This window comes from Caulobacter sp. (assembly GCF_017744445.1).
In the GTDB taxonomy this organism is placed as follows: Bacteria; Pseudomonadota; Alphaproteobacteria; order Caulobacterales; family Caulobacteraceae; genus Caulobacter.
Map to the genome: position 1 here is coordinate 92,800 of NZ_JAGIBH010000015.1, position 19,679 is coordinate 112,478.

Annotated in this window: 18 protein-coding genes and 2 pseudogenes; 12 read left to right on the forward strand and 8 right to left on the reverse strand. The window is 67.3% G+C overall.

Annotated features, from left to right (window positions below; translation table 11 throughout):
• The first annotated feature begins 36 nt into the window (after positions 1–36).
• Positions 37–2,424, forward strand: coding sequence for a glycoside hydrolase family 2 TIM barrel-domain containing protein (locus tag J7528_RS19955; protein ID WP_291878054.1), 2,388 nt, complete (start codon positions 37–39; stop codon positions 2,422–2,424).
• 245 nt (positions 2,425–2,669) lie between these two features.
• Here the strand turns inward: J7528_RS19955 and J7528_RS19960 are convergent, their stop codons facing one another.
• Positions 2,670–3,569 carry an SPFH domain-containing protein gene (locus J7528_RS19960; protein ID WP_291878056.1) on the reverse strand — a complete coding sequence of 300 codons (900 nt, stop codon included), beginning with the start codon at positions 3,567–3,569 and terminating at the stop codon, positions 2,670–2,672.
• 135 nt (positions 3,570–3,704) lie between these two features.
• Here J7528_RS19960 and J7528_RS19965 point away from each other — a divergent pair, with 135 nt between their 5' ends.
• Positions 3,705–4,172, forward strand: coding sequence for an Lrp/AsnC family transcriptional regulator (locus tag J7528_RS19965; protein WP_291878058.1), 468 nt, complete (start codon positions 3,705–3,707; stop codon positions 4,170–4,172).
• Positions 4,173–4,210: 38 nt separating this feature from the next.
• On the opposite strand, the pseudogene J7528_RS19970 reads toward J7528_RS19965, so the two are convergent.
• Positions 4,211–4,321, reverse strand: a pseudogene (locus tag J7528_RS19970) (hypothetical protein); the annotation flags it as partial.
• A gap of 94 nt (positions 4,322–4,415) precedes the next feature.
• Between J7528_RS19970 and J7528_RS19975 the strand changes: the two are divergent.
• The 5 genes from J7528_RS19975 to J7528_RS19995 all read left to right on the forward strand — a co-directional run bounded on the left by J7528_RS19975 (position 4,416) and on the right by J7528_RS19995 (position 9,568).
• On the forward strand, positions 4,416–5,603 hold the full coding sequence (locus J7528_RS19975; RefSeq protein ID WP_291878060.1) for an amino acid aminotransferase: 1,188 nt from the start codon (positions 4,416–4,418) through the stop codon (positions 5,601–5,603).
• Entirely contained in the window at positions 5,600–6,673 is a 1,074-nt protein-coding gene (gene hppD / locus J7528_RS19980; RefSeq protein ID WP_291878062.1) for a 4-hydroxyphenylpyruvate dioxygenase, read from the forward strand. The genes J7528_RS19975 and hppD overlap by 4 nt, the downstream gene beginning before the upstream one ends.
• Before the next feature lie 190 nt (positions 6,674–6,863).
• Positions 6,864–8,150 (forward strand): homogentisate 1,2-dioxygenase, encoded by a 1,287-nt coding sequence (gene hmgA, locus J7528_RS19985; protein WP_291878064.1) that lies wholly within the window; start codon positions 6,864–6,866, stop codon positions 8,148–8,150.
• A gap of 27 nt (positions 8,151–8,177) precedes the next feature.
• Complete coding sequence (locus J7528_RS19990; RefSeq protein WP_291878066.1) at positions 8,178–9,185, forward strand: fumarylacetoacetate hydrolase family protein; 1,008 nt, start codon at positions 8,178–8,180, stop codon at positions 9,183–9,185.
• Positions 9,182–9,568 carry a Rieske (2Fe-2S) protein gene (locus J7528_RS19995; RefSeq protein WP_291878068.1) on the forward strand — a complete coding sequence of 129 codons (387 nt, stop codon included), beginning with the start codon at positions 9,182–9,184 and terminating at the stop codon, positions 9,566–9,568. The genes J7528_RS19990 and J7528_RS19995 overlap by 4 nt, the downstream gene beginning before the upstream one ends.
• A gap of 26 nt (positions 9,569–9,594) precedes the next feature.
• Here J7528_RS19995 and J7528_RS20000 read toward each other — a convergent pair whose 3' ends face one another.
• Positions 9,595–10,746: an outer membrane beta-barrel protein gene (locus J7528_RS20000; protein ID WP_291878070.1), complete on the reverse strand. Its 1,152-nt coding sequence runs from the start codon at positions 10,744–10,746 to the stop codon at positions 9,595–9,597.
• A gap of 353 nt (positions 10,747–11,099) precedes the next feature.
• Between J7528_RS20000 and J7528_RS20005 the strand changes: the two genes are divergently transcribed.
• The 3 genes and pseudogenes from J7528_RS20005 to J7528_RS20010 form a co-directional block, all read left to right on the forward strand.
• Positions 11,100–11,279: a hypothetical protein gene (locus J7528_RS20005; RefSeq protein ID WP_291878073.1), complete on the forward strand. Its 180-nt coding sequence runs from the start codon at positions 11,100–11,102 to the stop codon at positions 11,277–11,279.
• Positions 11,280–11,528: 249 nt separating this feature from the next.
• Positions 11,529–11,711 carry a DUF5808 domain-containing protein gene (locus J7528_RS25605; protein WP_363270247.1) on the forward strand — a complete coding sequence of 61 codons (183 nt, stop codon included), beginning with the start codon at positions 11,529–11,531 and terminating at the stop codon, positions 11,709–11,711.
• Positions 11,712–12,158: 447 nt separating this feature from the next.
• Positions 12,159–12,272, forward strand: a pseudogene (locus J7528_RS20010) (hypothetical protein); the annotation flags it as partial.
• Positions 12,273–12,302: 30 nt separating this feature from the next.
• On the opposite strand, the gene J7528_RS20015 reads toward J7528_RS20010, so the two are convergent.
• Genes J7528_RS20015 through J7528_RS20025 form a run of 3 tightly spaced genes read right to left on the reverse strand, consistent with a single transcriptional unit; the run spans position 12,303 to position 14,840 of the window.
• Complete coding sequence (locus tag J7528_RS20015) at positions 12,303–12,794, reverse strand: RidA family protein (RefSeq protein ID WP_291878076.1); 492 nt, start codon at positions 12,792–12,794, stop codon at positions 12,303–12,305.
• 29 nt (positions 12,795–12,823) lie between these two features.
• Positions 12,824–13,216: a cytochrome c gene (locus tag J7528_RS20020; protein ID WP_291878078.1), complete on the reverse strand. Its 393-nt coding sequence runs from the start codon at positions 13,214–13,216 to the stop codon at positions 12,824–12,826.
• 22 nt (positions 13,217–13,238) lie between these two features.
• A complete protein-coding gene (locus tag J7528_RS20025; protein WP_291878080.1) occupies positions 13,239–14,840 on the reverse strand; it encodes a flavin monoamine oxidase family protein in 1,602 nt (533 codons plus the stop codon).
• Positions 14,841–15,077: 237 nt separating this feature from the next.
• On the opposite strand from J7528_RS20025, the gene J7528_RS20030 reads away from it, so the two are divergent.
• A complete protein-coding gene (locus J7528_RS20030) occupies positions 15,078–15,623 on the forward strand; it encodes a GNAT family N-acetyltransferase (protein WP_291878082.1) in 546 nt (181 codons plus the stop codon).
• On the opposite strand, the gene J7528_RS20035 is transcribed toward J7528_RS20030, so the two are convergent.
• Entirely contained in the window at positions 15,620–16,195 is a 576-nt protein-coding gene (locus J7528_RS20035; protein ID WP_291878084.1) for a TetR/AcrR family transcriptional regulator, read from the reverse strand. The genes J7528_RS20030 and J7528_RS20035 overlap by 4 nt on opposite strands.
• Positions 16,196–16,300: 105 nt before the next feature.
• On the opposite strand from J7528_RS20035, the gene J7528_RS20040 reads away from it, so the two are divergent.
• Positions 16,301–17,038 (forward strand): SDR family oxidoreductase, encoded by a 738-nt coding sequence (locus tag J7528_RS20040; protein WP_291878086.1) that lies wholly within the window; start codon positions 16,301–16,303, stop codon positions 17,036–17,038.
• A gap of 62 nt (positions 17,039–17,100) precedes the next feature.
• Here J7528_RS20040 and J7528_RS20045 read toward each other — a convergent pair whose 3' ends face one another.
• Complete coding sequence (locus J7528_RS20045) at positions 17,101–19,623, reverse strand: TonB-dependent receptor (protein WP_291878088.1); 2,523 nt, start codon at positions 19,621–19,623, stop codon at positions 17,101–17,103.
• Between the last annotated feature and the right edge of the window lie 56 nt (positions 19,624–19,679).

Genomic DNA, 19,679 nt, shown 5'->3' on the forward strand with positions numbered 1-19,679 from the left:
AGAGTTGCCGCGTTCGGCGACATCAGGGAGGACGGCTTGTCAAAAACGGGCCTGTTGTTCGCCGGCGCGGCGCTGGCGCTGCTGCTGACTTCGTCTGCGAGCGCGGCCGATCGCCAGGTCACGCCGCTGGCCGAGGACTGGAAGGTCTTTGTCGGTGATCCCGAAGGGGCCGAGACCGTCGCCCTCGACGACAGCGGCTGGACCAAGGTCTCCGTCCCCCACGACTGGGCCATCGCCGGACCGTTCGACGTCAAGGCGCGGGCCGGCGGTGCCGGGGGCTTCCTGCCGACGGGGATCGCCTGGTACCGCCGGGGGCTGGACGCCAAGCCGACCCCGGGTCGCCGGGTCTTCGTCGAACTGGACGGGGTGATGGAGCGCAGCGGCGTCTGGATCAACGGCCACCATCTGGGCCACCGGCCCAGCGGCTATGTCGGGCTACGCTACGACGTCACCGACTTCCTGCGGGCCGACGGCCGCAACGTGCTGGCCGTGCGCGCCGACACCGCGTTTGCGCCCTCGTCGCGCTGGTACGCGGGCTCGGGGATCTACGGCAAGGTCCGGCTGATCGAGACCGGCGACCTGCATGTCGAGCAGGGCGGGGCCTTCGTCAGCACGCCGGTGATCACCGCTGACCAGGCGACCGCCAAGGTCCAGGTCGATGTCACCAACGGCAGCGCGAAGACGGCCAAGGCGGGGCTGGAGATCGTCGTCACCGGCCCCGACGGCAAGGTCGTCGCCCGCCAGTCCGTCGCGCCCGTGGCCATCGACGCGAGCCGCACCGAGACCCTGACCGCCGAGCTTTCGATCGCGACGCCCAAGCTATGGGACCTGGAGACGCCCAACCTCTACCAGGCCACGATCCGGGTGATCGGCGCGGACGGCCAGGCGAGTGATACGGAAGTCGTGCCCTTCGGCATCCGCACCGCCGAGTTCAAGGCCGAGAGCGGCTTCTGGCTGAACGGCAAGAATTTCAAGCTCAAGGGCGTGGCCCTGCACGCCGACGGCGGCGCGGTCGGAGCGGCCGTCCCTCTGGCGGTCTGGCGCCAGCGCTTCACGGTGCTGAAGGCCCTGGGCGTCAACGCCATCCGCACCGCCCACAATCCGCCGTCGCCGGCGTTCCTGGACCTGGCCGACCGCATGGGCTTCGTCGTCATGGACGAGCTGTTCGACCAGTGGAACGTCGCCAAGACGCCCGGCGACTACCACCTGTTCTTCAGCGACTGGCACAAGCGCGACGCCCGCGACATGCTGCGCCGCGACCGCAACCACCCCAGCGTGGTCATCTGGAGCGCCGGCAACGAGATCCACGACACGGCTTATCCGGTCCAGGCCAAGGCGGCGCTGGGCAGCCTGCTGACCGTCATGCACGCTGCCGATCCGACCCGGCCGGTGACCATGGGCCTGTTCCGGCCCAACGTGACGGGCGACTACAGCAACGGCCTGGCCGACATGCTGGACGTCGTCGGCCAGAACTATCGCGAAGGCGAGCTGACCAAGGCCCATAGCGACAAGCCCACGCGCAAGATCGTCGGGACCGAGAACAGCCATGCGCGCGGCTCATGGACCGCTGTCCGCGACTTCGCCCCCTATGCCGGCATGTTCCTGTGGACCGGCGTCGACTATCTGGGCGAGTCCGACCGCAGCGGCTGGCCCAATATCGGCAATCCGGCGGGCCTCTTGGACCGCACCGGCCAGGTGAAGGTCACGGGCATGCAGCGCGCGGGCTGGTGGTCCGAGACGCCGGTGATCCACGTGGTGCGCAACGCCGCCCCGGCCGCGCCGCCGCCTTCCAATGACGGGGCCGGACCCGCGCCGGCCCTGCCGACCATGATCGCGGTCGCCACACCGGCGGCCAAGCCTCGGATCTCCGACGACTGGACGCCCGAGGACCTGTCGCCGCATCCCGAGACCATCGAGGTCTACAGCAACTGCCCCTCGGTCGACGTGACGCTGAACGGCCGCGCCCTGGGCGCCAAGCCGCTGCCCGCCGACGGCGCGCCCCGCCAGTGGAGCGTGACCTTCGCACCGGGCGAGGTGGTGGCCAGCTGCGTCGGCGGCGGTCCCAAGGACGTGTTGCGCACCGCCGGCGCGGCCAAGCGCATCGTGCTGTTCAGCGACGACAAGGTGGTCGGGGCGAGCTTCGACGACCTGGCCTTCGTCCGCGCCAAGGTGGTCGACGCCAAGGGCGTGGTCGTGCCGTCGTCCGAGGTGGCCATTACCTTCGCGGTGTCGGGCGCCGGCAAGTTCGTCGCCGCCGACAACGCCGCGCCGGCCGACCACACGCCGTTCGCCTCGCCGGTCCACGCGGCCTATCGCGGCACGGCGACGGTCCTGGTGCGTGGGGCGGGGGCGGGGAAGTTGACGGTGAAGGCGACCGCGCCGGGCCTGGAGGCGGCGACGCTGGTGCTGCCGACGGCGCCTTAGAGCGGTCGGGCAATTGGATTGAACGGCAACTCTGCGACCGGGTCCCAATGGCTCGATCCGACCCATACTTGCCCCCTCCGCGCTGACGCGCTCCTCCCCCTTAGGGGGAAGAAGGAGCGCGATCACCTTCCGCCCCCTCTGGGGGTGGACGACCGCGTAGCGGTCAGGTGGGGGCCTGCGGCGGTGGCCGCTCTCCACCCTCAGCAGACACGGCCGGGGCCCGTGTCTCCGGGCGGGAGCATCCCCTAGTCGATCTTCACGAACGGCGTAGACCCGCCCGTCACCTTGGGCAGCTCGCCGTTCCACTTCTCGATGGCCAGCTGTTGCAGGACCTGCGGGTTGGCGCGCAGGGCCTCGCCCTTGATGCGGATGGACTCGGCTTCGCCGCGCGCCTTGGCGATGGCGGCGTTGGCGAGGGCGGTTTCCTTGGCTTCCAGGGCCTTGGCGGCCAGGGCTTCCTGCTCCAGCTGGGTCTTGGCCTGCATCTGCTGGATGATCGCGGCCGGGTAGCGGATCGAGCCGATCCAGTCGAGCTGCGAGACCGTCACCCCGTGCCGCGCCCACTTGTTGGCCACGCGGGCATAGGCGCGCTGGATCACCTGCTGGCGGCCGCCGCTGTACAGGGTCTCGACCCCGACCTTCTCGGCCTCGGCGGCGACGGCCGAGCGGACGTCGTTGCGGATCGGGCCGTCCAGCAGCTGGTCGAACGACAGGCGATAGGTCTGGTAGAGGTTCGGGGCCGAGGCCGGATTGACCTGCAGGGTCACCGAGATGTCGGCCGTCATCGGCAGGCCGGTGTTGTCCGAGAAGGTGATCTCCTCGTTCTCGTTGCCGCGCTCGTCCTTCTCGCGGGTGTAGCTGTAGGTGCGCTGGATCACCGGATACTGGATGATCCGCTCGCCGATCCCCCGGAAGTACCAGCGGGCGGGCAAGGGCTCGGGCGCGACGCCGGCCGAGGCGCCCAGGGTGCGGATCTTCACGCCGACATTGCCCGGCTCGACCGTGGTGCTGTGGCTCAGCACGCTGCACGAACCCAGCATCAGCACCAGAACGAGCGCCGTGCCCGCCAGGACCTTCTGGCCCTGCTTCTGGAACGGAGACTTCAGCGTCTTGGGCGCGCTGGAGGCGAAGGGGCCGTCGGTCATGCGGGATCCTGGCGTGGCTCGTCTCGCCCGATGGTAGAGCCTCAAGCGGCGCCATGCGCAAGGCTCGTCTCCACCCGGACCACGAAATGCGCTAGACGGTCATGATCTGCCAGTCCCTAGCCAAAACCGGTCACGATGAAGCTCACCCGCGCCGATCGGAAGATCCTCCAGATCCTGCAGGAGGACGGCAAGATCTCGAATGTCGACCTGGCCGAGCGGGTGGGGCTGTCGCCCAGTCCGTGCCTGCGCCGGGTCAAGCAGCTGGAGGCCTCGGGCCTGATCAGCGGCTATGTGGCGCTGGTGGACCGACGCAAGGCGCAGCTGGGCGTGCTGGCCTATGTCGAGGTGCAGGTCGACCACACCGAGGGCGCGGCCGAGGCCTTCCGGGCGGCGGTGCTGCGCGAGCCCGAGGTGGTGGGCTGCTACGTGATGACCGGCAACTTCGACTACCTGCTGCGCGTGGTGGCGCCGGATCTCGACGCCTATGGCGAGCTGATGATGAAGCGCCTCTTGAAGATGCCGGCGGTCAAGGACGTGCGGTCGGCGTTCGTGATGGACACGATCAAGGATTCCACGGCCTTGCCGCTGGATTATCTCGACTAGCTCCAACGCTTGTCATCCCGGAAGCCTCGTAGAGGCTATCCGGGACCCAGGGGCCGGCGCAGTGCGGTCGCCCCTGGGTCCCGGCTCTCCGCTTCGCTGCGGCCGGGATGACAATTTTGAGATAGGTTGGCGCGTGACGTTGGTATAATGTGACCAAGTCTGTGTGTATAACGGTCATGATCGCCACGTTCTGACTTCGAGCTCGCGATAAGCTGCTTCCCCTAGATCGACGGGAAGCGCCGCATGACCTCCTCCGTGTTCACTGGCCTGACGCCGCAGGCGCCGGACTCCTTGCTGTCGCTGATCGGCATGTATCGCCGCGATCCGCGCGCGGAGAAGATCGACCTGGGCGTGGGCGTGTTCCGCGACGACGCCGGCGCGACGCCGGTGCTCGAATGCGTGAAGGCCGCCGAGCAGATCCTGCTGAACACCCAGACGACCAAGTCGTACCTCGGTCCGGAAGGCGACATCGGCTATCTGGACCTGCTCAAGCCGATCATCTTCGGCGACGACGTCAGCCACGAGGTGTTCGGCGTTCAGACCCCGGGCGGCACCGGCGCGGTGCGTCTGGCCTGCGAGCTGTTGCAAGCGGCCAAGCCCGACATCCGCATGTTCATCGGCGCCCCGACCTGGCCGAACCACACCCAGATCCTGGACCAGCTGGGCATCGAGACGGTCACGTTCCGCCACTACGACCAGCGCGCCCAGAAGCTGGGTTTCGACGACATGATGGCCACGCTGGAGACGGCGCGGGCCGGCGATGCGGTGCTGCTGCACGCCTGCTGCCACAACCCGTCGGGCGCCGACTACAGCCTGGAGCAATGGGCCGCGATCGCCGAGGTGGTTGGCCGCAAGGGGATCACGCCGCTGATCGACCTGGCCTATCAGGGCCTGGGCCTGGGTCTCGAGGAAGACGCCGCCGGCATGCGCCTGGTTCTGGCCGCCGCCGAGGACGGCCTGCTGGCCTATTCCTGCGACAAGAACTTTGGCCTGTACCGCGAGCGGGTCGGCGCGCTGTACACCCTGACCCGCGATGCGGCGACCCTGGACCTGGCCGCCAGCAACATCCGCGCCCTGGCCCGCACCAACTGGTCGATGCCGCCGGATCACGGCGCCGCCACGGTTCGTGTTATCCTGGAAAGCGAAGCCCTCACGACGCTCTGGAAGTCCGAGCTGGACGCCATGCGCACGCGCGTGGCCGACCTGCGCCAGCGCCTGGCGACGGCGGTCCCGCTGCTGGCCCCGCTGGCCGGCCAGCACGGCCTGTTCGCCCTGCTGCCGCTGTCGCCGGCCCAGGTGATCCAGCTGCGCGAGGACCACGGCATCTACATGGCGGGTTCCGGCCGCATCAACCTGGCCGGTCTGACCGCCCAGAACATCGACACATTCGCGCGGGCGTTGAACGCCTGCCTGCAGGGAGAACCCGCATGACTCTCGTGACTGAACAGAACCCGCTGGGCCTCGACGGCTTCGAGTTCGTCGAGTTCACCAGCCCCGATCCGGCGGCCATGATCGGCCTGATCGAGCAGCTGGGCTTCGTCGCCGCCAGCAAGCACCCGACCAAGGCCGCGACCCGCTACAAGCAGGGCCGCATCAACCTGATCGTCAATCAGGAGACGGCCGGCCAGGTCGCCGACTTCCGCGAGGCCCACGGTCCGTCGGCCAACGGCATGGCCTTCCGCGTCGAGAACGTCGAGCAGGCCTATGCCGACGCCCTGGCGCGCGGCGCCAAGGCCGCCGACGCCTCGCGCTCGCTGCTGGGTTCGGACGCCAAGGTGCTGGAAGGCATCGGCGGCAGCTTGCTGTACCTCGTCGACCGCTATGGCGACGGCGGCACCATCTATGACAGCTGGGAACAGGTTCCGGGCGCGGCCCTGGACGAGGCCAAGAACAATGTCGGTCTGGACCTGCTCGACCACCTGACCCACAACGTCAAGCGCGGCCAGATGCGCACCTGGTCGACCTTCTACAACCAGGTCTTCGGCTTCGAGGAGCAGAAGTACTTCGACATCAAGGGCCAGGCCACGGGCCTGTTCAGCCAGGCGATGATCGCGCCCGACAAGGCCATCCGCATCCCGCTGAACGAGAGCCAGGACGACAAGAGCCAGATCGAGGAGTTCATCCGCCAGTACAACGGCGAGGGCATCCAGCACCTGGCCCTGACCACGGACGACATCTACGGCACGGTCGAGAAGCTGCGCGCTCGCGGCGTGAAGCTGCAGGACACCATCGAGACCTATTACGAGCTGGTCGACAAGCGCGTCCCGGGCCACGGCGAGGACCTGGAGCGCCTGAAGAAGAACCGCATCCTGCTGGACGGCAATGTCGGCGAGGAAGGCCTGCTGCTGCAGATCTTCACCGAGAACCTGTTCGGTCCGATCTTCTTCGAGATCATCCAGCGCAAGGGCAATCAGGGCTTCGGCAACGGCAACTTCCAGGCCCTGTTCGAGAGCATCGAGCTGGACCAGATCCGCCGTGGGGTGATCACGGTCGAGGCGTAGGCCTTTCGATCGGGGAGGGAGGATGCTTACCTCTCTCCCGTCTTCCCGGCGCCACGGGTCGCGTTTCACGCGCCCGAGCGTAAACTCCACCCGGGACCCAGGTGAAACCCACGAACCGCCCAGGATGGATCTGGGCCCCGGCTTTCGCCGGGGAAACGGCGTGGGGAGGAAACGAGAGATTCCGAACCGCATGACCGACGCGCTCAAATACCAAACCGGCTTCGGCGCCCACTTCGCCACCGAGGCCGTGGCCGGCGCTTTGCCGATCGGCCAGAACTCGCCGCAGCGGGTTCCGTTCGGGCTGTATGCCGAGCAACTGTCCGGCACGGCCTTCACCGCCCCGCGCCATGAAAACAAGCGCAGCTGGCTCTACCGCCTGCGGCCCAGCGCCGGGCACGGGGCCTACCAGCCCTACGCGCAAGCCAAGCTGGCCAGTGGTCCGTTCGAAGGGCCCGTGACCCCCAACCGCCTGCGCTGGGACCCGATCGCCATTCCCGCCGAGCCGACCGACTTCGTCGACGGCCTGGTCACTCTGGCCGGCAACGGCGACGTGGCGACCCAGAACGGCCTGGGCGTGCACGTCTATGTCGCCAACGCCTCGATGGTGAACCGGGTGTTCTACGACGCCGACGGCGAGTTGCTGATCGTGCCGCAGCAGGGCGTGCTGACCCTGGTCACCGAGCTGGGCGTGCTGAAGGCCGGTCCCGGTCACATCGCGGTGATCCCGCGCGGCGTGCGCTTCCGCGTCGAGCTGGACGGCCCGTCGCGCGGCTATGTCTGCGAGAACTACGGCGCGGCGTTCAAGCTGCCGGACCTGGGGCCCATCGGCTCCAACGGCCTGGCCAATCCGCGTGACTTCGAGACCCCTGTGGCGGCCTTCGAGGACGTGGATACGCCGACCCTGGTGATTCAGAAGTTCCAGGGCCAGCTGTGGGCCGCCGCGTGGGACCACAGCCCGCTGGACGTGGTGGCCTGGCACGGCAACCTCGCGCCCTACCGCTACGACCTGTCGCGCTTCAACACGATCAACACGGTCAGCTTCGACCATCCCGATCCGTCGATCTTCACGGTCCTGACCTCGCCCAGCGAGATCCCGGGCACGGCCAATTGCGACTTCGTGATCTTCCCGCCGCGCTGGATGGTGGCCGAGCACACGTTCCGCCCGCCGTGGTTCCACCGCAACGTGATGAGCGAGTTCATGGGCCTGATCCACGGCGCCTATGACGCCAAGGAAGGCGGCTTCGTCCCCGGCGGCGCCAGCTTGCACAACTGCATGAGCGACCACGGCCCCGACGTCGCCAGCCACCACAAGGCCACCGAGGCCCAGCTGGCCCCGCACAAGATCGACGGGACCATGGCCTTCATGTTCGAAAGCCGCTGGGTGATCCGGCCCACCAAGTTCGCGCTGGAGACTTCCGCGCTTCAGGGTGACTATGACGCGTGCTGGACGGGCTTTCCCAAAGCCCGCCTGCCGTAACCAGAACAGAAGTAAGAGGAAGCGCTGATGAAGCTCGCGTCTCTCAAGGGCGGTCGTGACGGCCGGCTGGTGGTGGTCTCCAACGACCTGGCCTGGTTCACCGACGCCGGGACCATCGCGCCGACCCTGCAGGCCGCGCTGGACGACTGGCAGCGCTGCGGGGTGATGCTGGCGGGCCTGGCCGAGAGCCTCGAGCATGGCGGCGTGCCCAAGGAGCGCTTCCACGAGCACGACGCCGCAAGCCCGCTGCCGCGCGCCTTCCAGTGGGTCGATGGCTCGGCCTACGTCAATCACGTGCAGCTGGTGCGCCAGGCGCGCGGCGCCGAGATGCCAGAGAGCTTCTGGACCGATCCGCTGATGTACCAGGGCGCGTCGGACGGCTTCCTGGCCCCCCGCGATCCGATCCCGCTGGGCGACGCCTCGTGGGGCTGCGACCTGGAGGGCGAGGTCGCCGTGATCGTCGACGACGTGCCGCAGGGCGCGACGCGCGAGGAGGCCCTGGAGGCCATCCGCCTGGTCATGCTGTGCAATGACGTCAGCTTGCGCAACCTGATCCCGGCCGAGCTGGGCAAGGGCTTCGGTTTCGTGCAGTCCAAGCCGCACAGCGCCTTCTCGCCGGTGGCGGTGTCGCCCGACACGCTGGGCGACGCCTGGAAGGACGGCAAGCTGCACGGCGCGCTGCTGGTCGAGCTGGACGGCAAGGACTTCGGCCGCGCCGACGCCGGGGTCGACATGACCTTCGACTTCGGGACCCTGGTGGCCCACGCCGCCAAGACCCGATCCTTGAGCGCCGGCACCATCGTCGGCTCGGGCACGGTGAGCAACCGTGGCGAGGACGGCGGCCCCGGCAAGCCGATCAGCGACGGCGGCGTCGGCTATTCGTGCCTGGCCGAGCTGCGCACGGTCGAGACCATCCTGACGGGCGCGGCCAAGACGCCGTTCCTGCTGGGCGACGACACCATCCGCATCGAGATGAAGGACGCCAAGGGCCACTCGATCTTCGGCGCCATCGAACAGACGGTCGAGCGGGTTTGAGCGAAGAAGCCTCTGCCGTTGCCCGCATCTGGTCGACCCGGGCCGGGATCAATCTCGGCCCGCTGGACCTGATCCCCGACGGCAAGGCGCGGAACTACGTGCTGCAGATCGGCGAGGCGCGGTTCCACGGCTTCGTGGTGCGCAAGGGCGAGGCGGTGTTCGGCTATGTCGACCGCTGCCCGCACGCCGGCCTGCCGCTGGCCCAGGAGCTTGACCGCTACCTGACCCCGGACGGCGACTTGATCATGTGCTCCTGGCACGGCGCGGTGTTCACGGTGGAGGAGGGGACCTGCGTCGGCGGCCCCTGCGTCGGCGCGCGGCTGTCGCCGTGGCCGGTGGAGGCGCTGGACGGGCGGGTCGTGACGGCCGCCCCGCCTCCCTAGCGAGAGACGGGGCAAGCCTTGGATCCTTAGAACAGGATCCCGGTTTCGATCAGCGCGCGGGTCTGGGACTTCTTGTCGCCATTGGCGCCCAGGCCCGAGCCGACGTCGTAGTCGTTCAGCTTGATGTAGGCGACCTCACCCCGGATGAAGAAGGCGCCCTTCTGGTAGGTGGGCGTCAGGGTCAGGGTCGTGGCCTTGCTGTCGGGACCGTACAGCAGGTTGGTCACGCCGTTTCCATCGGTCGAGATGTGTTCGGCGCGGGCGGCCAGCGAGACGTTTTCGTTGAAGCTGTACTTGCCCAGCACCGCCACGCCCGTGGTCGAGGCCTTTTCGGTGACGCCCAGCGCCGGCATCTTGGGGACCTTGGTGTACTGGACGTACGGCATGATGGTCAGCGGGCCGTTGGTGTGGGTCCAGATCAGGTTGTAGATCTCGGAATTGTTCTGCAGCAGCGGCGTGGCCGAGGTCGCCTTGTCCGTCGCCTTGTCGAAATTGCCGCCGCCGGCGAAGGCGATCACGTTCTTGTCGTTGACGGCGTAGGACACCAGGGCCGACCCCCAGCTGTACTTGTCGGAATAGAAGCCGTCGTTCAGCGAGGCCGAGATGCTGAGCGGACCCGAGGCGTAGTTCACCTGGACGCCGCGGTTGATCAGGTTCTCCTGGTTCCACAGCTGGCCGCGAGTGATGTTGGCGTTCTGGAAGGTGAAGCTGTACTCGGCGCCGATCAGGGTGGGCAGCTTGCCGACCATGATCGAGACGTTCTCATTGGGGACGAACTTCACGAACGCCTGCGGCATGACGCCGAAGGTGTTCTTAGTGTTGTCGATGGCCTTGCCATAGGGCACGCCCACGGTCGGGAACGAATAGGCGCCGAACTGGGCGAAGAACTGGATCGGACCCTCGGTGGTCTGGACCATCACCTGAGCGTTCGAGAAGTCGACGCGAGACTTCTTGTCGCTGCCGGCCGCGCGGTCCTGCGTATAGCCGATGCCGCTGATGGCGCCGGTGACATAGACATTCTCGAACGGCCCGGCGTCGATCGAGCTGGGCTTGGGATTGGCGGCCAGCGGCCAGCTCATCGAGGGCGTGGTCATGGCTTGGGCGGAAGCCGACCCGGCCGCGGCCAGGGCGAGCATCATGGCGGCGCCGGCGAGGGCGGCGGTCTTGGCGTAGTTCATCAGGCTATCCCCTTTAGACGACGACACCGTGGTCTTCCGGTCGAGCGGAAGGACGTGTCGAATGTCCAAAGGCTGAGACGTGAACTGCCTTCAGCGAAGCATAGCGGCGCCGTGGTGCGCCTATATGCTGGTCTCAGATTAAATAATGAGCGCTTGGAAGCTCATTGGTTGAACATTTATACATCAGAAAATTGAATGATTTCAAAGAATTGCTAGTTCGTATCGAAGTATGTCTTGGTTTTGGTCGTGTTTGCTGCGTTCCCGTGTCTGGGAGGTGGTGTGCGCCGCTTGACACCGCCACCCCGACCCACCCAGAAGCTGTGCCGTCAACCAAGCCGTGAGGGAGGCGTCCGATGGACAAGAAGGGTGGCGTGGGCTTCGTCCTGGGCGTCAGCGGCGGCATCATCTTCGGCGCGCTGATCGACAACATGGCCATCGGCCTGATCCTGGGCTTCGCCGTCGGCTTCGGCCTGATCAAGTTCGGCGGGAAGAAGAAGGCGGATCCGGAAAATCCGCCGTCGTCAGAAGCCTGAAAACCCTCTCTCATAGAGAGAGGGAGGGGCCCGCCGCGAAGCGGTGGGAGGGTGAGAGGTTACGATCTTTCGGGATTAAACGCCGCCGGACCATCTGGTGATGATAGGGGGCGGGGCGCGAGCTTTCGAAGCCGCCCTGAGCGATATGAATCGCTATGCGGCTGGCGCCGAGCGCCGCGATTAACTGTCAGCTCGGGATGGGAAGCTGACGCTAGGTCTGGCAAAATCCGGCGGTTCGGAGATGTCGAGATGAACGGTTGGTACGACGGTTTCGGCTTTTACCATGGGCCTGACGACCCTCGGCTTCTCGTTCCCAAACGTATTCCCGTGATGGGGTGGACGATTAACGTGTCGCACCCCCGCGCGCCTATCGTCGGGCTCGTGTTGGGAGGCGCGATCTTCGCGGCGATCCTGGCGAAGGTGTTTGCGTAGGCGGCATCCGCTTAGGTCGACAATGGGTGGAGAGCGGCCACCGCCGCAGGCCCCCACCTGACCGCTACGCGGTCGTCCGCCCCCAGAGGGGGCGGAAGGTGATCGCGCTCCTTCTTCCCCCTAAGGGGGAGGAGCGCGTCAGCGCGGGGGGGGCAAGTATGGGTCGAAAGTTGTCATCGACGTGCAGCCGATGCGTCGACATTGGGGTAGCGGACCGACCGGCCAGCGGTGAACCCTCTCACCCTCCCACGCCTGCGGCGCGGGCCCCTCCCTCTCTCCATGAGAGAGGGTTTTCTCCGTCCCAGACAAAAGAACGGCCGCCTTCCAGGAGAAGAAGGCGGCCGAGTCATTGGGAGGAAACGCCCGAAAGGGCTGAGTTCCATATAGACGTTTGAAATCGATCTGACAACGTTGTCACGGAAATAATTTCGTGTAACGGTGAAATCGATTTTGAGGCTGAGTTTGGGGCTAACCCAAGCGCGTCATCCCGGCCGCAGCGAAGCGGAGAGCCGGGACCCAGGGGCCACGGCACTGCGCCGGCCCCTGGGTCCCGGGTCGGCTACGCCGCCCGGGATGACGAGGAGAGGGGTCTTACTTCTTCCGCGCCGCCTGGGCCTCGATCTCGACCAGCATGCCGTCCTGGACCAGGGCGGTGATCTGGCTGGTGATGCGAGCCGGCTTGTTGGGCTGGGCTTCGGTGCCGAAGAAGGTCTTGTAGCCTTCCATCATGCCGGCGAAGTCCATCTTGCCGCCCTTGGCCGGGTCGCCGACCAGCAGCACGCGCATCATGACGACGTCGGCGAGGGTGGCGCCCTGGCTCTTCAGCGCGGCCTCGATGCGGCCGATGACGCCCAGGGTCTGGGTCTTGGTGTCGCCGAACTTGGCGACGCCCGTGGCCTTCTCGTCGATGACCGGCGGGGTCATGCCCGAGACGTAGATGGTGTCGTAGCCGGCCGGCACGGTGACGACGCTGGCGATCGGCGACTTGGGGTCGCCGCCGCGGACGATGTCCTGGGCGTGGGCGGCGGCGTCGAAGCCGGCGAGGGCGGCGACGCCAGCGGCCAGAGCGATGAGGCGTTTCATGGTCTTCTCCCTTTGAGCGGTGCGAAAGATCAGTGAGCCTGCAGGCCGCGCGCCTTGGCGGCGGCCTTGGCGGCGACGCGGGCCTTGGCGACATCGGCGGGCTGGACGGCCGCGCCCTTGTTGCCCCACGACGTGCGGACATAGGTCAGGATGGCCGACAGGTCGGCGTCGTTCAGGTCGTCCTTGAAGGCGGGCATGCCGGCGCGGCCGTTCAGCACGGTGGTGGTCAGCACCTGCGGCGGGCCTTGCACGAAGGGCGAGCCGGCCAGGGCCGGGAAGGCGCCCTTGACGCCCTTGCCGGTCACCTGGTGGCAGGCCGAGCAGTTGTCGTTGAACAGCGACTTGCCGTCGGCGGAGGCGATCGCCGGAGCGGCGAGGCCGGCGACGAGTGACAGGGCGGCGAGACGATAGGCGAAGGTCATTCTGTATCCCCGAAGTCTGCTCTTAGGCCTGCTGCACGCGGGCGTGGATTCTGGCGATCTGCTGCCAGGCCGACTCGATGGCGCCGGCCTGCCACCCGCCTAGGTAGCTCAAGTGTTCGCCGGCCAGATAGAGACGGCCGTCGGGCTGGCACAGGACGGGATAGCTGTCCTTGCGGCCGGTCTCGCCCCACTCGGCCCAGCCGCCCAGATTGTACTCAGCCAGGTGCCAGCTGAACGAGAAGGCGTTCTCGTAGGCGTCGGCGTATTCGGGGAAGATCTTCTGACCCGCCGCCACGGCGAAGGCAGCGCGTTCGGCCGGGCTTTTGGCGCTGATCCGGGCCGCCTCGCCGCCGAACGCGTAATAGCCCAGCAGCACGCCCTTCTGACCCTGCCAGCCATACGAGGGCAGGGTGATCGAGTTGATGCCGGCCAGGTCGGTATAGATGTGGCCGCCATAGATGTGGTGCTTCTCTTCCCAGAAGCGGTTCTTCATCTGCAGGCCGATCTTGTTGACCGGCGCGTAGGCCACGCCCTCCATCGCCGCCTTGAACGGGGCCGAGGCGTCGACATCGATCTGCTTCAGCACGCTGAGCGGGATGGTGCACAGGCAGTAGTCGGCCGTGACCTCGGCCGGTTTGCCGTCGGCGCCCTTGTAGGCGACCGTCACGCCGGTGGGCGACTGCTTGATCTTCTCGACCACCGCGCCGTAGCGGATCATCGGCCCGACCTGCTTTTCGAAGGCCTTGGCGATCTGGTCCATGCCGCCGATCGGCTGCAGCATGGTGCGCTGCTGCTCGTAGCCGGTGACCGAGCTCAGGACCCGCCAGGCGTTGCTGTCCAGCACGTCCTTGAAGGCGTAGGGCGCCAGTTCCTTGCCGGGGCCGGGATCGACGCCCGCGCCGGGGTGGATCGAGAAGCCGCGCCCCTCGGTGCCCTTGTAGGCCAGGTCCTTGGACAGGCGGCCTTCGTTGACGACGTAGGCGACGAAACGTTCCTTATCCAGGCCCGACAGCGGGGCGTCGAGCTGGCCCTGGCTGGCGGCCTTGGCGACCAGCTCGGCGGTGTAGCCTCGGATGTCGGCGGCGATCTCGCCCTTGCGGACCGGCTTGCCGTTCAGCGGGCCCTTGCCCTTCTCGAAATAGATGTAGGCGGCGTCGTTGTCGTTGACGAAGCTCTCCAGCGGCACGCCGAACAGCTTGGTGTAATGCAGGGTCGAGCGGTGGTGGTACGGGATCCGCCACGGGCCGTGGTTGATGTAGTGGCCGTCGTCGAACTCGCAGGTCTGCTCGTGGCCGATCAGGTCGGTGTGCTTGAAGCCCTTGCGGGCGGTCTGGCAGCGGCCGCCGGCGTACGAGCGGGCCTCCAGCACCTGCACCTGGTAGCCGGCCTTGGACAGTTCGTAGGCGGCGGTCATGCCCGCCAGGCCCGCGCCCAGGATCACCACCTTGGTGTTCTTGGCGCCGCCGGTCAGCTCGGGCGGCAGCTCGGTGGCTGAGGCCTGCGAAAAGCCCAGGGCCTCCATGCCCGACAGAACCAACGACATGCCGCCGACCGCGGCCAAACTCTCGAAGAACCGACGGCGTGTGAGTACGCCACCCGCCGAAGACGCGTCCAATCCGCTCATTACATCCCCGCCCGTTATTGCCAGCGGATCACGTCGCGCCGGTTGGGCGGTATCTCGAAATCTGGGCCTTGCGCGCGCAATCCGTTTTCAGTGAAGACGCAGCATGACCCGACGGACGCCTGACCATTGGGCGCCTGGGGGCGGCTTTGAGCGATCGGTGGGCGGGGCTGAAATATAGCCGTCGACTCACCGAATCCTTATTTTGCTCATCGCCCGGCACGCCGTCATGGAGCCCTTATGAATTCGTCCGAACCCGCCCTGACCCTGCGCCTGGCCCACGCCGACGACATGCCCGTGCTGTCGGCCCTGATGGACCGCGCGATCGGCGAGCTGCTGCAGGACTTCCTGCCGCCCGAGGGCGTAAAGGCTTCGTTCGAGATCATGGGTCTGGACACCCAACTGATCGCCGACGGCACCTATTTCGTGGTCGAGGACGCGGGCGAGATCGCCGGCTGCGGCGGCTGGAGTCGGCGCGCTACCTTGTTCGGCGGCGACCACTCGGCCGGACGCGACGCGGCCTTGTTGGACCCCAAGGTCGACGCGGCGCGCGTGCGGGCGATGTACACCCACCCCGACCACACGCGGAAAGGCGTCGGCCGGATGGTCCTGGACGCTTGCGAGGCCGCCGCCCGCGCTGAAGGCTTCGCCCGTGTCGAGATGGCGGCCACCATGGGCGGCGTGCCGCTGTACCGCGCCTGCGGCTACCACGACATCGAGCCGTTCGAGGCGGTGACCTCGACCGGCTACCGCGTGCCGCTGGTGCGGATGGGCAAGGGGCTCTAGGCGCGCAGGCCGCGCAGGGCCAGGCGGGCGGCCTCGCGCAGTTCGGCTTCGCCGGCCCCGCCGCGCGCCGAGACCTTCAGGCCCGAGCGCAGAGCTAGCAACATCCCGGCCGCCGCCTCCGGGTCTAGGCCGGGGTCGAATTCTCCAGCCGCCATGCCGTCGCGCACGCGCTCGGCGAAGGCCGCGATCACCGCCAAGCCAGCGGCGTCGTTCTGAGCGTTGATGTCGGGATCGGTGCGGCTGAACTCGACGATGGAGCCCACGCCTAGGCAGCCGGTCTCGACATCGGCGCTGGAGCCCAGTCCGACCAGCAGCGCCGCCTCGATCCCTTCCGCCGCCGTCCCGCCGGCCAGGGCGTCGCGCATCTGGGTCAGCGAGTCGGCCGCGTAGCGACGCAAGGCTTCCAGGAACAGCCGGCGCTTGTCGCCGAACGCGCCGTACAGGCTCTGGCGGGCGATGCCCATGCCGTCCAGCAGGTCGCTGGTCGAGGCGGCCTCGTAGCCGTGGCGCGCGAACACCTTGATCGCGCTGGCGATCGCCTCGTCTCGATCGAACTCGGAAGGTCTGGCCATGGTCGCATCCTACCATTCCGGACCGATGAGTCCAGAATGTTCTTGACCGATCGATCCGGAATGGCGCATTGGTTCCGGACCAATCAGTCAAGAATGGAAATTCCGATGTCCACGACCTTCTCCTCTACCGCCCCTGCCCTGGTGTTCGGCGGCTCGCGCGGCATGGGCGCCGCCATCGTCCGCCGGCTCGCCGCCGAGGGGCGCCCCGTCGCCTTCACCTATGTCAGCTCGCCCGACAAGGCGGCCGCCCTGGCCGCCGAGATCGAAGCCGCCGGCGGGACCGCTCTGCCGATCCAGGCCGATAGCGCCGACGCCCAGGCTGTGCGCGCCGCGGTCGAGACCGCCGTCGGACGCTTCGGCAAGCTGGGCGTGCTGGTGGCCAATGCCGGCGTGCTGCTCGCCGGGACCATCGACCAGTTCGCCGTCGAGGACTTCGACCGCATGCTGGCGGTCAATGTGCGGGGTGTGTTCACCGCCATCCACTACGCCGCGCCGCACCTGCTGGACGGGGGCCGCATCGTCACCATCGGCAGCAACACCGCCGAGCGGATCGGCAGCCCGGGCTCCAGCGTCTACGCCATGACCAAGGCCGCCGTGGCCCAGCTGGTGCGAGGCGCCTCTCTGGACTTCGCGCCGCGCGCCATCACGGTCAACAACGTCCAGCCTGGCCCGATCGAGACCGACATGACGGCGGACCTGATGGAGTACATCACCCCCAAACTGCCCCTGGGCCGCATCGGCAAGGCCGACGAGATCGCCGACCTGGTCGCCTGGCTGGCCGGTCCGGGCGCGGGCTACATGACCGGCGCCAGCCTGACCATCGACGGGGGCTGGACCGCGTAGCCCAAAGCAAAAGGGGCGGACCCCGCGGCCCGCCCCTTCGCTTTTCAGTCCGTGCCTAGGCCTTAGAAGGCGTAGGTCAGGCGACCGTAGTAGTAGCCGCCGTTGATGCCGTAGGGCGAGAACGAGGGATACTGGGTGACGCAGCCGCCGCCCGAAGCGATACAGGCGGTCTGGAACGCGGCCGAGAACTTGTCCGGATACTTGTTGAACGCGTTGTTGGCCCCGATCGCGGCGGTGACGCCCTTCAGGAACTTGTAGGACAGCTCGACATCGGTGATCGCCGTGGCGCTGGCCACGGTGTTCAGCAGCGGACCGGTGCCCGGATCCGACAGGGCCTCGGCCTTGCCGTAGAAGGTCTCGGTCACCGACAGCGTCACCTTGCGGAAGCTGTAGAGACCGTTCAGGCCGATCTTGTACTTCGGCGCGGCCTTCTCGAGCAGCGAGGCGGCGTTGCCGGCGAACAGGACCTGACCGGTCGGGAAGGCGGCGCTGGGGGTGGCGAGCGCCGTCGGAGCGGCCTTGACCTTGGTGATCTTGGTCTTGTTGAAATTGCCCGACAGCGTCCAGTCGATGCGGCCCGCGTCGCCCAGGTCGGTCGGGTACGAGACCACGAAGTCCAGGCCGCGCGTGCGGGTGTCCAGGCCGTTCGAGAAGATGTTGATGCCGGTGCTGGCCACCGTGCTGTCCAGCACGTTGCCGTTGGCGGCGATCGCGGCGTTGACGTTGCTGTTGACCACGACGCCGTTGCGGATGCCGTAGACCGAGCTGGAGCCGAAGATCCGGTCCTTCAGATTGATCTGATAGACGTCGATCGTGGCCGTCATCTTCGGGATCGGGTGGGCCACGACGCCCAGGCTGTAGTTCTTCGACTTTTCCGGCTTCAGCGTGTCGATGCCCAGGAGGCGCGCGGCGCTGGAGTTCGGGGCCAGCTGCACGAAGGCGCTGGTCGGCGAGACGTTGGTGGCCGAGTAGAACGATTCCGCCAGGGTCGGAGCGCGGAAGCCGGTCGAGACCGTGCCGCGAACGGCGAACATCTCGTTGAAGTCATAGCGGCTGGTCAGCTTGGCGACGGTGGTGTCGCCAAAGTCGCTGAACTTCTCGTAGCGGATGGCCGCGTCGATCTTCCAGGCCTCGATCGGGCTGGCGGCGAAGTCGCCGTACAGGGCCCAGCTGGTGCGGCTGTGGCCGCCGGCGTCGGTCTTCTGGAAGCCCGGATACGACTGCGAGCCTTCCTTGTAGGTCGACGCCGCGTCGCCTTGGCCGATGCGGTAGGTGTCACGACGCTGCTCGTAGCCCAGGGCGACGTCCAGCGGGGTGGCCAGACCGACGTCGAAGCCGCGGCGCAGGTCCAGGTTGTTGGTCCACTGGGTGGTGCGCCAGCTGCCAGCGTGGAACGAGGTCGGGGTGAAGCCCTTGGTCGTCGTGGTCGAGGTGTCGGTGTAGAGGCTGGCGTTGGCCGAGTCCTCGACGCGCACCTCGATGTCGTCCTTGCCGTAGGTCGACGACAGGTCCATGTCCCAGCCGGCCACCTTGCCCGACAGGCCCAGGGTCAGGGCGTAGTCGTCCTCGATGATGCGCTCGCGGGGCGAGAAGCCCAGCGGGAAGGGCCGGTCGGCCGCGCCCATCTTGCCTTGGATGCGGTTATAGCGGCGGTAGTTTTCGTAGGCCGAGGCGTCCTTGTGGCCCAGGGTGCCGAACGAATAGGCCTCGAAGTCGGCCGGCAGCTCGACGCCGGCGTTGAAGGCGAAATTGTTGATCCGGTATTCGGCGTCGCCCGAGATCAGGTTCAGGTTCGGATAGCCGGGGATCAGGCTTTCGACGGCGTTGTTGGCGGCCGAATAGCCCGAGCTGGCCGGGTTGACGACGCGCTGGTCGGGCAGGCCACGGTTGCTGAAGCCGTGGTATTTGCTCTCGACGGTCAGGTTCAGATAGCTGTTCTCGGTCGGCGCCATGCCGATGTTGACCGAGCCGCCGGCCGTCTTGCCGCCGCCGTCGAAATATTCGCCGCCGGTGGCCGAGATCGAGCCGCCCGAGACGTTCTTCTTCAGGATGATGTTGACGACGCCGGCGATGGCGTCGGTGCCGTACTGGGCGGCGGCGCCGTCGGTCAGCACTTCGATGCGGCCGATGCCGGCCATCGGAATGAAGCCCAGGTCGGCCGCGGCGGCGCCTTGATAGACGCCCGACAGCACGGCGAGGTTGCCGGTGGTGTGGCGGCGCTTGCCGTTGACCAGCACCAGGGCCTGGTTGGGCGAGAGGCCGCGCAGGCGGGCCGAAAGGGTCAGGTTGGCGGTGTCGCCGCCGAAGGCCTGAGCGTTGAACGACGGGACCAGATTGGCCAGGCCGAGACGCAGGTCGACCGTGCCGGTGCGTTCCAGCGTGCTGGTGTCGACGACTTGGACGGGGGCGGGGCTGTCGATGACGCGCAGGCCAGTCTGGCGCGTGCCGGTGACGATGACGACGTCGATTTCGTTCTGATCCGGCGCCGTATCCGGTGCGGCGGCGAACGCTTGTGCAGAGTATCCCAAAGTAACAGATAGCGCGGAAATACCCGCCAGCAGGGCAGGTTTAAAACGCCGAGTCATTAGTAACCCCCTCGTTGTGTTTATTGACGCGTAATGATTCCCTTTTCCATGGCGTT

Bases quoted from the DNA above. Each gene is read 5' to 3' on its own strand.
- J7528_RS19960 (WP_291878056.1), bottom strand. From the start codon at position 3,569: ATGACCGACGGCCCCTTCGCCTCCAGCGCGCCCAAGACGCTGAAGTCT.
- J7528_RS19965 (WP_291878058.1), top strand. From the start codon at position 3,705: ATGAAGCTCACCCGCGCCGATCGGAAGATCCTCCAGATCCTGCAGGAG.
- J7528_RS19975 (WP_291878060.1), top strand. From the start codon at position 4,416: ATGACCTCCTCCGTGTTCACTGGCCTGACGCCGCAGGCGCCGGACTCC.
- hppD (WP_291878062.1), top strand. From the start codon at position 5,600: ATGACTCTCGTGACTGAACAGAACCCGCTGGGCCTCGACGGCTTCGAG.
- hmgA (WP_291878064.1), top strand. From the start codon at position 6,864: ATGACCGACGCGCTCAAATACCAAACCGGCTTCGGCGCCCACTTCGCC.
- J7528_RS19990 (WP_291878066.1), top strand. From the start codon at position 8,178: ATGAAGCTCGCGTCTCTCAAGGGCGGTCGTGACGGCCGGCTGGTGGTG.
- J7528_RS20000 (WP_291878070.1), bottom strand. From the start codon at position 10,746: ATGAACTACGCCAAGACCGCCGCCCTCGCCGGCGCCGCCATGATGCTC.
- J7528_RS20005 (WP_291878073.1), top strand. From the start codon at position 11,100: ATGGACAAGAAGGGTGGCGTGGGCTTCGTCCTGGGCGTCAGCGGCGGC.
- J7528_RS25605 (WP_363270247.1), top strand. From the start codon at position 11,529: ATGAACGGTTGGTACGACGGTTTCGGCTTTTACCATGGGCCTGACGAC.
- J7528_RS20015 (WP_291878076.1), bottom strand. From the start codon at position 12,794: ATGAAACGCCTCATCGCTCTGGCCGCTGGCGTCGCCGCCCTCGCCGGC.
- J7528_RS20020 (WP_291878078.1), bottom strand. From the start codon at position 13,216: ATGACCTTCGCCTATCGTCTCGCCGCCCTGTCACTCGTCGCCGGCCTC.
- J7528_RS20025 (WP_291878080.1), bottom strand. From the start codon at position 14,840: ATGAGCGGATTGGACGCGTCTTCGGCGGGTGGCGTACTCACACGCCGT.
- J7528_RS20030 (WP_291878082.1), top strand. From the start codon at position 15,078: ATGAATTCGTCCGAACCCGCCCTGACCCTGCGCCTGGCCCACGCCGAC.
- J7528_RS20035 (WP_291878084.1), bottom strand. From the start codon at position 16,195: ATGGCCAGACCTTCCGAGTTCGATCGAGACGAGGCGATCGCCAGCGCG.
- J7528_RS20040 (WP_291878086.1), top strand. From the start codon at position 16,301: ATGTCCACGACCTTCTCCTCTACCGCCCCTGCCCTGGTGTTCGGCGGC.
- J7528_RS20045 (WP_291878088.1), bottom strand. From the start codon at position 19,623: ATGACTCGGCGTTTTAAACCTGCCCTGCTGGCGGGTATTTCCGCGCTA.